Origin of the sequence: Hydrococcus rivularis NIES-593 (assembly GCF_001904635.1) — a bacterium.
Taxonomy (GTDB): Bacteria; Cyanobacteriota; Cyanobacteriia; order Cyanobacteriales; family Microcystaceae; genus Hydrococcus; species Hydrococcus rivularis.
In genome coordinates, this window is record NZ_MRCB01000003.1 from 149,876 (window position 1) to 162,961 (window position 13,086).

Consider the following 13,086-nt stretch of genomic DNA (forward strand, 5'->3'; position numbering starts at 1 on the left):
GAACTTAGGAGATAGATAAAACACTTTATCTAAATTGCCAAAGTTTTTGGTACTTTTTGCTTCAAAATAATTGTATTGAGAGCAATAATTTCCGCTTTCGTACAAAAATTATACATGCCAATCCTAGTAATAGGAGGATTGAGCGGCTCAAATTTAAAGATTCAAGATCATGTTAGATTTAACCGGAAAAAATGCGCTAGTCACTGGCATTGCCAACAATCGCTCTATTGCTTGGGGAATTGCCCAGCAACTCCACAAAGCTGGTGCGAACATCGGTGTCACTTACTTACCAGATGACAAGGGGCGTTTTGAAAAAAAAGTTGGCGAACTGGTAGACCCTCTTAATCCTAGTATATTCGTTCCTTGCGACGTGCAGAATGAAGCTCAAATTACCTCTGCCTTTGAAGCGATCGCGCAAAAATGGGGCAGGTTAGATATCCTCATTCACTGTCTTGCTTTTGCTGACAAAGAAGGACTGACAGGCGACTTTAGCGCGATCCCCAAAGCCGCTTTTACTCAAGCCCTAGAAATCAGCACCTATTCTCTCGTCAGCTTAACAAGGGCAGCCAAACCTTTAATGAGTCAGGGAGGAAGTATTCTCACTCTCACTTATCTAGGCGGCGTTAAAGTGATTCCCAACTATAATCTGATGGGAATTGCCAAAGCTGGTTTAGAAATGAGCGTTCGCTACCTAGCCTCAGAATTAGGTCCGCTCAATATCCGCGTTAATGCGATTTCTGCCGGACCTATCCGCACGCTTGCTTCCTCAGCCGTCGGAGGAATTTTAGATATGATCCACCATGTAGAAAAAGTCGCCCCCCTGCGACGAACTGTTACCCAAGTAGAAGTTGGCAATACAGCCGCTTTTCTCTGTAGCGATCTCGCCAGCGGGATCACCGGACAGATTATCTATGTGGATGCCGGGTACGAAATTATGGGCATGTAGCTGAAGTCGGCAGAAATTATATTACTTTGGATTTGGGATTTGGGATGAAAGGATTGGGAATTAGTTAGTGGTTAGTGGTTGGTGGTTAGTTTCCTCCCTTGTCTTTCCACCCTCCCGGTTCTCCCCGTCTCAGAAGTCTCCTTGTCCCCCTTGTCCCCCCACACTCCCAGCTCTCCCAGTCCCCTTCTCATCAATCCCTTGCTTTCTGCTATCATAAGCTTAACGAAGAGTTAAGTTTTGTAAAGAGCCTTGACTGCTACCTTTAAACCTCATGATGAAACGACGCGAGCATCTCAATGGCATTCTCTAACCCCTATCTGGGAGGGAGGTGAAGATGTTGTTCGCCAAGGATTACCTCACGCTCAACTAGCACCGACATGGCAAATATTGCTGCTAGGAGATGGTTCGCCGACTCGTCATCTACAACTCTTGACGAGAGAGAAAACAGAAGTGGATGTCATCGATATGTCTCTGATTGGAACCGAAGACGATGGGGCACCCAATCAGGTAAAAGCCGTTCCCGAACCGAGGTTGCGACGACAGGTTTGGTTGCGTACAGCATCAGGGCAGAGATTAGCATATGCAGCCTCTTGGTGGGATGCCAACCATGTAGACGAGTATCTACAGAATCGCTCTCTGCCGATTTGGGAAAGCCTCTCGCGCTTGCATGCCGAGTTATACCGAGATATTCAAGGCATCTATTACGGTCATTCCCAGGAATTGGAAGTCTCATTCGGCGAAAAAGGACCTTTTTGGGGTCGTCATTACCTCTTTTGGCACGATGGCAAGCCGATAACGCTAATTTATGAAGTGTTTTCTCCCTATTTAAGAAAATATTTAGGGCAGATGAGCGAAATTCCTCCTGACGCGCGATCGTCTGCGTAAGTGCTTCGCGATCGCGCTTGAACGACTTGGAAATTGCCAAGAGAAAAAATAATTGTTGGTAACTTCAAGGAAGATTCTGGGAATTCTGGTAAGTAGAGAAGAATAAACCAACTACAGAACTCACCCATCTTCTTTGGAGACTTGGAGACTACGATTATGGCATCTTCTGTCAATCTTTCCGAACGCCTGCAAATCCTAGAGAATTTGCTCGAAACATTTACCCGCGAATTTCAACAACTCAAAAGAGAGTTGGATGCCGTGCCAAAAACTTCTACTCAAAGCACTACTGTCAAAGAACCCGAAAGGAGACCCTCACCCAAAAGGGAGTTGGCAGTCGATAAAGAAGCTACCATGATTTCTGAAGATTTCTTCAGCCAAGAGTCGCAGCAGATGGGCCATCAACAGCAACCTGGCAGGGGATTGGCAGTCGATAAAGAAGCTACCATGATTTCTGATAATCTGTTTGCTGAAGAGTCTCTGATTTATGAAGAATTAAACGCTTCTGGAGAGTGGGAAGATTTACACAAAGAATTAGATCCTGGGAAAGCAACGATCGCTTTTGATTTTCCTGTGGGAGACCAACCTGCACCAAAACCCGTCGAACCATCCAAATCGCCATCTAATAAACACATGCCCGATCCTTGGGCATAAATCGAAATCTTAATTTGTCCGTTCGAGCTACTAAAAACCCGCCTAAGACGGGTTTTTGTGTTTTCAAACCTTCTTTGTAGAAAAACTTAACAATTAGCAAGACCAGACTTAATTTCAAGGAGTTCCCACTGTCTGATAGACTTTTGACTGTGAAGCGAACAAACAACGCCAGGAAAACCAAATAACTAGATAAGCTGTTGGGAGGAAAAATTCCGTGGAAAGTACGCTGGGTTTAGAAATTATTGAAGTTGTCGAACAAGCCGCGATCGCCGCAGCCAAGTGGATGGGCAAAGGCGACAAAAATACCGCCGACCACGTAGCCGTAGAAGCGATGCGGGAGCGGATGAACAAAATCCATATGCGGGGTCGCATCGTCATTGGCGAAGGCGAACGGGATGAAGCTCCCATGCTTTATATCGGAGAAGAAGTAGGCATCTGTACCCGCGAGGATGCCAAAGACTATTGCAATCCAGACGAACTGATCGAGATTGATATTGCCGTCGATCCCTGCGAAGGTACTAACCTAGTCGCCTACGGACAAAACGGTTCTATGGCAGTACTAGCCATTTCCGAGAAAGGAGGTTTGTTTGCTGCGCCAGACTTTTACATGAAAAAATTAGCAGCGCCACCCGCAGCTAGAGGTCATGTAGACATTAACAAGTCGGCAACAGAAAACCTCAAAATTCTCTCTGAGTGCTTAAATCGCGCGATCGAGGAATTGGTCGTCATCGTGATGGATCGTCCCCGTCACAAAGAACTGATCCAAGAAATTCGAGAAGCTGGCGCGAGAGTTCGACTCATTAGCGATGGCGATGTCTCGGCAGCCATTTCTTGTGCGTTTTCAGGAACAAACGTTCACGCGCTGATGGGAATCGGTGCAGCGCCCGAAGGCGTAATTTCCGCAGCAGCAATGCGTTGCTTGGGCGGTCACTTCCAAGGACAGTTGATCTACGACCCCGAAATCGTCAAGACTGGCTTGATCGGCGAGAGCAAGGAAGGCAACATCGCTCGTCTCAAGGAAATGGGCATTAGCGACCCCGATCGCTGCTACAACGCCGAAGAACTGGCAAGCGGAGAAACGGTATTATTTGCTGCCTGCGGCATCACCCCCGGTACTTTAATGGAAGGCGTTCGTTTCTTCCATGGCGGCGCGAGAACGCAAAGCTTAGTTATTTCCTCCCAGTCGATGACAGCCCGCTTTGTCGATACGATTCACATGTTTGAGAAGCCCAAGACAATACAATTGAGATAGGTCGTTAGGAATTAGTTAGTCGTTAGTAGTTAGTAGGAAGTAAACACTAACAACTAACCTCTAACTCATTAATTGAAATCGAGAATTAACGATCGCGTTGTCTGATTCATAAAGTTTGTTTTCAAATCCTTTCTCTAAGAACCGATCGCGTTTAAATTGCAAAGATTAGAGACTTGTAAGGTAAGTTCCTCTGTAGTTTTAATTCGAGCAACGGAAGACAAAAAACTCTAGGAGAACACATGAATATTGCTGTTGTGGGTCTGAGTCACAAGACAGCCCCTGTGGAAATTCGTGAAAAATTGAGCATTCAAGAAGCCAAGCTAGAAAGCGCCCTAGCTCACCTGCGAAGCTACCCTCACATCATTGAAGTTGCAATTATCAGCACCTGCAACCGATTGGAGATCTACGCGATCGCAACTGAAACCGACCAAGGCGTGCGAGAAATTAGCCAATTTCTCTCCGAAATCGGTCACATTCCCCTCGATCGACTGCGGCGGTACTTGTTCATCTTATTGCACCAAGATGCGGTACGCCATTTGATGCGAGTCGCAGCAGGACTGGAAAGTCTGGTGTTAGGGGAAGGACAAATATTAGCACAGGTTAAAAATACTCATAAATTGGCACAAAAATATCAAAGTCTCGGACAAATCCTCGATCGCCTCTTCAAACAAGCGATGACGGCAGGCAAGCGAGTCCGCAGCGAAACGAATATCGGTACTGGCGCAGTTTCTATCAGTTCGGCAGCCGTAGAATTGGCGCACATGAAAGCCGAGAATTTAGCTGCCCGTCGCGTTTGTATTATTGGTGCGGGGAAAATGTCTCGCTTGTTGGTCCAGCACTTGTTGGCAAAGGGAACACAACAAATTTGCATCGTTAACCGTTCTCATCGGCGTGCCGAAGAATTGGCAAGTCAGTTTCCAGAAGTGCAACTCAAACTTTATCCTTTGACAGAAATGATGAGTGCGGTAGCCGCATCGGATATTGTCTTTACCAGTACTGCCGCCACAGAACCGATTATCAATCGCTCGCAATTAGAAGCTTCATTAACTCGCGATCGCGAGTTAATGTTATTTGACATTTCCGTGCCTCGCAACGTCCATGCCGATGTTGGGGGAATGGAAAGCGTTCAGTCCTACAACGTAGACGATCTCAAAGCAGTAGTGGCACAGAACTACGAAAGCCGCCGCAAAATGGCACAAGAAGCTGAAGCCCTGCTAGAAGAAGAAATCGCAGCATTCGAGTTGTGGTGGCGATCGCTCGAAACCGTTCCCACTATTAGTTGTTTGCGCTCCAAAGTTGAAACCATCCGCGAGCAAGAACTAGAAAAAGCCCTCTCGCGCTTGGGTACGGAATTCGCCGAAAAACACCAAGAAGTCATCGAAGCGCTCACAAGAGGCATCGTTAACAAAATTCTTCACGAACCGATGGTACAACTGCGGGCGCAGCAAGATATCGAAGCCCGTCGGCGATGCCTTCAGTCTTTGCAAATGTTGTTTAATCTGGAAATAGAAAAACAAGTAATCTAGTTAGTCGTCTCTGAAAAAAGTATTAAATAAAGTCAGGTAGAGACGCAATAAATATATCGCGTCTCTACGATTTCTCTCCCTTGAATACCACTCACTTATCACTAATACAAGTTTTAAGAAATTCCTCAACCCCATTGACGGGTAGAATTTTAATTCCTAATTGGCGAGCCACTTCTTCTACTGTCAAATCGTCTAAAAATTTATATTCATCATGTTTCAGCATAACCGATGGCAATAAAATCGCCTCTCCTAACTCCTTTTCTCTTAATCCTTCTATCAAATCCTGTCCGGTAAGCAAACCAGTTACAGTAATTTCTTGCCCCCAATAATTGCTGCGCAAAGGAGCTAAAGTTACTTCTAATCCTTGAACTTGATTGAGTTTTTCTACCAAAGGCTTAAAGGCAATTTCGACAGCATTTCCTACTACCCAAGTTAACTTTCTAGGTTTCTTTAGTCGATCGGGAAGAACCTTTTTCGCAGTTGTTTGGAATTGTTTGATAAACTGACGAATCGAACCTACTCCATTGCCAATTTGAGGATAATCTTCGTAGTGAGATTCTGATGGCAATTCTTGTCGAGCAATGAGGAACCATTCATCGGCTAGCCAAGCAAAATTACTTCCAAATTCTTGACGAAATTTTTCTTGCAATTTCTGCACTTGAGCGATAACTTCTGTGGCTTTTTCTTGGGTGACGGGAATTAACTCATCCTCTGTAGGACGAAAGCGAGTTAATCCGACGGGAACGACTGCAGCAGAAACAACAGCAGGAATTTCTCCTCGATGAAATGAGGCTAAATCTAAAAGAGTTTTTTCTAAATGAATTTCGTCGTTAATACCGGGACAAACAACGACTTGAGCGTGAATTTGTAAGCGCCTTTCTTGAAACCATTGAAACTGTTCCATGATTTGTCCCGCACGGGGATTTTTTAGGAGGCGAATGCGAACTTCTGGTTCTGTGGCGTGGACGGAGACATAGAGAGGAGAAAGGCGCATTTGCTCGATGCGCTGCCATTCTTTTTGGGTTAAATTGGTTAGCGTTAAATAACTTCCATAAAGAAAACTCAGGCGATAGTCATCATCTTTGAGATAAAGACTATCTCTTTTTCCTGGTGGTTGTTGCTCGATAAAGCAAAAAGGACAGCGATTATTACATTGAATGAGACCATCAAAAAGAGCCGTTTCAAATTCTAATCCTAGATCGTCATCGTAGTCTTTTTCTATTTCAATGTGATGAGTTTTTCCGGCAACGTCAATGACTTCAATTTCTAAAATTTCATCCGCGCAAAGAAACTGATAGTCAATAAGATCGCGGGGCTTAGTTCCATTAATAGAAACGATCGCATCTCCCGGTTCAAATCCAATTTCGGCTGCAATAGAGTTAGGAATAACTTTATTGATTCGAGCAGGACGAATAGAAGTTTCGCTCATAATAAAAGAAGAAAATATAGAAGTTCTCAATAGTATCAAGAAGACTAATCGATCCGAAGGGTCGAAAAATGGCGCGATCGCTCCTCAAATCCCACTGCCAAGAGTCAAGTAGCACGCAAATGTATAGTTACGTTGGCGAACTATCTTCAACACTGGCATCATTTTCAATTAATTCAAAAAATTGTGAAATCTGTTGAGTAGATCTAATGTGATAAACACTTTTGGTGCTTTGAGCCTGCTTGATATACTCACGATATCTTGGGGTTAAATATTTGTGGCATAACCAAAGCACACGATAACTATTAATCGAACTCTTTAAGATTGGACTCTTTTGGGGCCAGCCTTCGGGCGGTTTAAAGTAACCTGCGATCGCTCGTTTAGTCACCCACCAGAAATGTACGCATAGCGGTAGATCGACAAAAACTAGACTATCGGCCTCATTAAGTCGCAGCCAGACAGTTTCTATGCAACCAAACCCGTCAATAATCCATCGATCGGTCTCCAAGATTTTCTGATGGGCACGCTTGTAGTCTTCGTGTGGAACCTCAGTACCCCCCGATTGATATTTAATCTTGTCCAAGGCGTGAAGTGGCAAACCAGTAATTTCCGATAATCTCTTGCTTAGCGTTGATTTACCGCCTCCAGTGTTGCCAAATACTGCAACTTTTTTCATAGCAATCTTCTTTTGTGCGATCGAATCACCCCTTATACCTCTTATTTAGACTTATTATGCTGGGTTAATACTAAAGCAATTTAAGGTGCGATCGCGTTAATAACCATAAAGCGCGATCGCATACCGTTTTGAATTGCCCCTTAAAGAAACAAGTTTATGCCCCACCTCGCAACTTATCGAGTACGCTGCGGTCTTCTAGCGTCGAGGTATCGCCTGCCACTTCTTGACCCGATGCGATGCTGCGCAACAAACGACGCATAATTTTACCCGATCGCGTTTTAGGCAAAGCATCGGTAAAGCGAATTTCTCCCGGACGCGCGATTGGTCCAATTTCTTTACTCACGTGTTGTCTCAGCTCGTTTATCAGCCCTTCACTAGGACTATACTTACTTTCTAGGGTAACAAAAGCAACGATTGACTCGCCCATCACCTCATCGGGTTTGCCGACGACCGCCGCTTCAGCGACGGCAGGATGAGATACCAAGGCAGATTCGATTTCCATCGTCCCCAGACGGTGCCCGGAAACATTTATCACGTCGTCTACGCGACCCATTATCCAGAAGTAACCGTCTTTATCCTTTCTCGCTCCATCCCCAGAAAAGTAAACATATTGTTCGTTTTTGGGAGGAATGTGTTCCCAATAGGTGCTGCGGTAGCGGTCGGGATTGTTATAGACGGTACGCAGCATGCCGGGCCAGGGATGTTTGATAACTAAGTATCCTCCTTCTTCACCTTTAACGGGATTGCCATCTAAATCCACGACATCGGCAACAACGCCGGGAAAAGGAAGCGTCGCAGAACCGGGTTTCATGGGAATAGCACCGGGGAAGGACGCAATCATATGACCTCCCGTTTCCGTTTGCCACCAAGTATCGGTAATCGGACACCGTTCGCCGCCAATAACGCGGTAATACCACATCCACGCTTCGGGGTTAATCGGTTCGCCGACCGTTCCCAACAGTCGCAAGGAAGAGAGATCTCTGGCTTTGGGCAGATGTTCGCCCATCTTAATAAATGTCCGAATCGCTGTTGGTGCGGTGTAGAAGATATTTACCCCGTATTTTTCGACGATATCCCAAAAACAGCCAGGATTGGAGGGACGGGGCACGCCTTCATACATTAAACTCGTCGCACCGTTTGATAGGGGACCATAGATAATGTAACTGTGACCCGTAATCCAGCCTATATCCGCCGTACACCAGTAAACATCGGTATCTTTGATATCAAAGATCCATTTGGTTGTCATGTGGGTGTAGAGATTGTAGCCTCCGGTGGTGTGAACGACTCCCTTGGGTTTGCCCGTGCTACCGCTGGTGTAAAGGATGAAAAGCACGTCTTCGCTGTCCATTGGTTCGGCAGGGCAATCGGCAGATACTTCTTGTTTGAGGTCGTGCCACCAATGGTCGCGCCCCGGTTCCATATGAATTTGTTGTTGGCTGCGTCGAACGACTAAGACATTTTCCACGGTTGGCGCGCCGTTATCGGCTAGGGCGCGATCGACTTGTTCTTTGAGGGGAATGATATTATCTTTGCGATAGCCTCCATCTGCGGTAATTACCAGCTTGGCTTGCGCGTCTACGAGTCGATCTTTGAGGGCTTCGGCGCTGAAACCGCCAAAAACAACGCTATGGGGCGCACCAATTCTCGCACAGGCTAGCATTGCGATCGCGGCTTCGGGAATCATGGGCATATAAATGCCGACGCGATCGCCCTTCTTAATGCCCAATTGTTTCATGGCATTGGCAAACTGGCAAACTTCCCGATGCAATTGGGCATAGGTCAGCGTGCGCGAGTCTCCTGGTTCTCCTTCCCAAATCAAAGCCGCTTTGTTTTTGCGCCAGGTGGTGAGATGTCTGTCGAGACAGTTATAGGAAATGTTAATCTTGCCGCCGACAAACCATTGGGCGAAGGGAGGTTGCCAGTCGAGAACTTTGTTCCACTTCTGGAACCAGTGTAATTCCTGCTCGGCTAATTCTCCCCAAAACTGCTCTGGATTGGCTTTGGCTTTATCATAAAGCTGCTGGTATTCGCTGAAGCTGCCCACATAAGCTTGTTGAGAAAACTCCGGCGGGGGCGCAAATAAACGCTTTTCCTGAAGGATTGATTCTATGGTTGCTTGCGTTGCTTGTGTCATATTAATTTTGCTTGTCATAGAATACCTATCACTATTTTGTCATGAGAGAGCGATACTAAATGTTTTTTAAGCTCTTTTGGCACAGAAAATCATTCAACGCAGTATGCAAAGTTTTTTAAACAATAGTGAAGAAATAAAACACGATAGTTAAATTCAATCGTCAGTTTCGCAACAGGCCCATGGAAATTAATTTCCCAGCTGACGGACTGAATCCATTAAAATGGACTGCAACACTTCTTTAGTCGGATGAAGACGACTTGAAATATGAGGTAGCGATATTCTATCGCTGACTTCTTTCCTAAACGTCAAAGTCGTTTTTGACAGAAGAAACAGTGGAATTTTTGAGGTGTTTTGTTTGAGTTGAATAAATTTCTTTGATGGTTTCAAAAAACTAATCCAAATTAAAAATTGTAAATGCGACTTTTGCGGCGCGATCGCTATCTTTATTCATTGAATTTTTGTAATTATTACTATTGAATAAATCGCGGGGCTGACAAGCGAGCAGAATTGAAAAAATCGACTGTTTTCCGAACTTGTGTCTATCTTGTCAGTACTTATACCAATTTTCAGGTTTTCGCGATCGACATTCTTCTCCCCTCTCCCTATTTGGGAGAGGGGTTAGGGGTGAGGGCGATCGACTATCTGTGTCATTAATGAATGAAAAATGATATAAATGCTGCTTCAGTGTCTAACTCCTTACAGGTTGTCCCAAAAACGGTATTACTTACATCATCAAACTCACTTAAGTAAATTGCCTAGATTTTTTCAACATAATTTATGAGGTGAGTTATGTTAAATGGAAATAATGCAAATATAATTTGATAAATTTGGCATGTATCATCGGGGTTTTCGAGTACGAGTTATGCATACTATTAACACAAATAAACAGGAGAGGCTGCCGAGCCAAGTTATGCTTGAATGAATATTGCCTAAAATTACATGGAGTAAAGTTCCCTACCCTAATCGATCGATGAATTTTGAAGAAACCTTGAACTTTGTAGATGCTATCGTTTTTCAGCAAGCAGGCAGACACCTGAGCGCCCCAGAGGTAACTATCCTTGAGGGAACCTGGCAAGGAATGACCTACGACCAAATGGCAGAAAACTCCCAGTACAGTCTCAATTACCTCATGCGCGACATTGGACCTCGGCTCTGGCGACTGCTTTCAGAAGTTTTGGGAGAAGAAGTTAGCAAAACCAACTTTCGGGTCATTTTGGAGAGACGCTTGTTTTCCCTACCAGTCAAAACAACCCTATCGCAGCTAATCGAAGAAAATCCAAATGAGAAAAACATTGGCTCGACCTCTCATGAAGAATTGGACGGGCATGTCACCTCAGAAATAGCAACCTGCCACAATTGGAACGAAACGCCGGAACGATCCGTCTTCTTCGGTCGAACTGAAGAACTAGCCACCCTCAAACAATGGATACAAGATGGCTGTAATCTAATCGCCATACGAGGCATTAGCGGCATTGGCAAAACGGCTCTCGCCAGACAACTGGCAGAAGAAATTCGAGAACAGTTTGACTGCACGCTCTGGTGCTCTTTGAGTCAAGCTCCTAGGCTCAAAGAACTGCTTGCCAGCCTGCAAAAAGCTTTTTCTGGCGCACAATCGGAATATGAAGGCGATTCACTATCTTCGCTGATGAGTTATTTACGCTCGTCGCGCTGTTTGCTAGTCCTTGACGGCGTGGAAGCCATTTTACAACCCAATCAACTAGCCGGACGCTATCGGGAAGGTTACGAGAATTACGGCGAACTGTTCGCGCGAGTCGGAGAAGAATCGCATCAGAGTTGCTTGTTAGTCACCAGTCTAGAAAATCCGAGAGAGATTGGTTGGTTGGAGGGAGAATCAGCCCCCGTGCGTTCATTAATTTTATCTGGCTTATCGATCTTCGATGCCGGAGAAATTTTGCAAGCTGAGGGACTGAGCGATTTTAGCAGTTGGCGATCGCTTGTCGAACGCTATCAGGGCAATCCAGCCGCGCTCAAGCTGGCTGCCAAACTCATTCGCGACTTATTTAATGGCAATGTCGCCGAATTTTTAGAACGAGAAATCTTTGTTTTCGGGGATATTGACAAACTGCTAGCGCCGCTGAGGAGACGCTTGTCGGAGTTGGAGCGGGAAGTTCTCTACTGGCTGGCGATCGAGCGACGACCGATTTCCTTTTCTAGCCTAGCAACCAATCTGGGCTTACCTATCTCCCAAGGCGAACTCTTAGAAGCCCTTGCCTCTCTGGGGCAGCGATCGCTGCTCGAAACCACGACATCCGAAGCTGGAAAGTCTCTTTTCGCTCTCCCGACCATGGTAATGGAATACGTCACCAGCCAGCTCGTCGAGCAAATTAGCGGCAAGGTTTCCCATCGCCTCAAATTGTCGTCTGCATTTGAAGATACGATTGAATTAACGCCATCGCCCAAACAACCAACTAACCTCAGCCAATGGTTCGACCATACTTTTGAGGAAGCTTGGCAACCCGTAGAAGCCCTGATCGCAAACCCCAGAATTTTACCTCGGCTGCGCAGTATTTATCACCTGAGAGGAGAAGACACCATCAAACGATTCAAAGCGATTCGGTTGCCCGAATCTCAAAAACAGGTGGCTTTGCTAGTCGCGATCGCTCAAGATTGCGATCGAAAAATCGGTATTCGCATCCAACTTCAACCGATGGGAGAGGGAACCGTACTTCCCGATAACTTGACGCTAGCATTACTCAATGAATCGGGGCAAACGTTGCGGGAAGTGCGATCGCAAAATCAAGATAACTTCATTCAGCTACCGCGCTTTAGGGGCGAAGCCCAAGAACGCTTTAGCATTCAAATAGCCCACAATATCTTTAGCATCAAAGAAGATTTTGTGATTTGACGTGCTGGCACGATCGGTTATCAGTAGGGGTGGGTTTAATGGTCAAGACAACCAATCTGATTCCAATAAATCCAAACCCGCCCGTACAGTAATCAGTTCGTTCCCTGCGCGTTAGCCGCGATTGCGACTGGCATATTAGTTGGCGTTTTGCGGTTGCAACGCTGACCGTCTCTGCAACGTCCACCTTTTGGTTTTATATTTCCACCAAAGCAACCCCCGATCTGTTTGCAGATTTCGTTTTGTATCAAGGCGATCGCTTCGTTTACAAGCAACGCATACCTCTCTCCAAAACGCCTGGTACAATTAGCGTTCGCCTCGATCGCCTCCTAGACGCGAACAAGCAGTATCGATCGTTTTTCTCCGTCTCGATCAATCCCCAAAGCCCTTCTCAAAATCCCGTTGTCGGCGGCAAGATTCGACGGATCGTACCGAATGCCATCCTCAACCGCCAGCTAAAAGCTACAGTCTCGAAGCGAGAGCGCATCGCTATTTATGCTCGAAACGGCATTTGGCACGCAACGATCGCCGAGTTAGCCGAACTGCACCGCGCCAACCCAAAAGACGTTAGCTTGCAGGCTGATTGGTCGAGTTTGCTAAATTCTGTCGGGTTGGGATCTCTGGCAGAAATTCCCTTAGTCGATTGTTGCACTCCGAACCTAAAACCCTATTTAAATTCACAAAACATTACCTAAAAAAATCGCGTTTGTTCGCTCTCTCGATTGCT

At 45.7% G+C, this 13,086-nt stretch carries 11 protein-coding genes; 8 read left to right on the forward strand and 3 right to left on the reverse strand.

The features are described 5' to 3' along the window. Positions 1-169 precede the first annotated feature (169 nt). The 5 genes from fabI (at position 170) to NIES593_RS04570 (ending at position 5,260) form a co-directional block, all read left to right on the forward strand. Positions 170-946: an enoyl-ACP reductase FabI gene (gene fabI, locus NIES593_RS04550; RefSeq protein ID WP_073598451.1), complete on the forward strand. Its 777-nt coding sequence runs from the start codon at positions 170-172 to the stop codon at positions 944-946. Between the two features lie 249 nt (positions 947-1,195). Next, on the forward strand, positions 1,196-1,831 hold the full coding sequence (locus NIES593_RS04555; protein ID WP_073598452.1) for a chorismate lyase: 636 nt from the start codon (positions 1,196-1,198) through the stop codon (positions 1,829-1,831). 156 nt (positions 1,832-1,987) lie between these two features. Next, positions 1,988-2,482: a hypothetical protein gene (locus tag NIES593_RS04560; protein WP_073598453.1), complete on the forward strand. Its 495-nt coding sequence runs from the start codon at positions 1,988-1,990 to the stop codon at positions 2,480-2,482. Positions 2,483-2,696: 214 nt separating this feature from the next. Continuing rightward, positions 2,697-3,734 (forward strand): class II fructose-bisphosphatase, encoded by a 1,038-nt coding sequence (gene glpX, locus NIES593_RS04565; protein WP_015143994.1) that lies wholly within the window; start codon positions 2,697-2,699, stop codon positions 3,732-3,734. A gap of 239 nt (positions 3,735-3,973) precedes the next feature. Next, the gene (locus NIES593_RS04570; RefSeq protein ID WP_073598454.1) at positions 3,974-5,260 is read left to right on the forward strand and encodes a glutamyl-tRNA reductase; all 1,287 of its coding nucleotides are present in this window, start codon (positions 3,974-3,976) and stop codon (positions 5,258-5,260) included. A 91-nt stretch (positions 5,261-5,351) separates the two neighbouring features. On the opposite strand, the gene NIES593_RS04575 is transcribed toward NIES593_RS04570, so the two are convergent. The 3 genes from NIES593_RS04575 to acs form a co-directional block, all read right to left on the reverse strand. Then, positions 5,352-6,689: a TIGR03279 family radical SAM protein gene (locus NIES593_RS04575; RefSeq protein ID WP_073598455.1), complete on the reverse strand. Its 1,338-nt coding sequence runs from the start codon at positions 6,687-6,689 to the stop codon at positions 5,352-5,354. Positions 6,690-6,816: 127 nt separating this feature from the next. Then, positions 6,817-7,362 carry a P-loop NTPase family protein gene (locus tag NIES593_RS04580; RefSeq protein ID WP_073598456.1) on the reverse strand — a complete coding sequence of 182 codons (546 nt, stop codon included), beginning with the start codon at positions 7,360-7,362 and terminating at the stop codon, positions 6,817-6,819. Between the two features lie 154 nt (positions 7,363-7,516). Beyond that, positions 7,517-9,496 carry an acetate--CoA ligase gene (acs, locus tag NIES593_RS04585; protein ID WP_073598532.1) on the reverse strand — a complete coding sequence of 660 codons (1,980 nt, stop codon included), beginning with the start codon at positions 9,494-9,496 and terminating at the stop codon, positions 7,517-7,519. Between the two features lie 507 nt (positions 9,497-10,003). Here acs and NIES593_RS23915 point away from each other — a divergent pair. The 3 genes from NIES593_RS23915 (at position 10,004) to NIES593_RS04595 (ending at position 13,054) form a co-directional block, all read left to right on the forward strand. Next, the gene (locus NIES593_RS23915; RefSeq protein ID WP_175561033.1) at positions 10,004-10,150 is read left to right on the forward strand and encodes a hypothetical protein; all 147 of its coding nucleotides are present in this window, start codon (positions 10,004-10,006) and stop codon (positions 10,148-10,150) included. A 316-nt stretch (positions 10,151-10,466) separates the two neighbouring features. After that, positions 10,467-12,362, forward strand: a complete 1,896-nt coding sequence (locus NIES593_RS04590; RefSeq protein WP_073598457.1) for a DUF1822 family protein — start codon at positions 10,467-10,469, stop codon at positions 12,360-12,362. Positions 12,363-12,523: 161 nt separating this feature from the next. After that, positions 12,524-13,054, forward strand: coding sequence for a DUF928 domain-containing protein (locus tag NIES593_RS04595; RefSeq protein WP_281250701.1), 531 nt, complete (start codon positions 12,524-12,526; stop codon positions 13,052-13,054). Positions 13,055-13,086 lie beyond the last annotated feature (32 nt).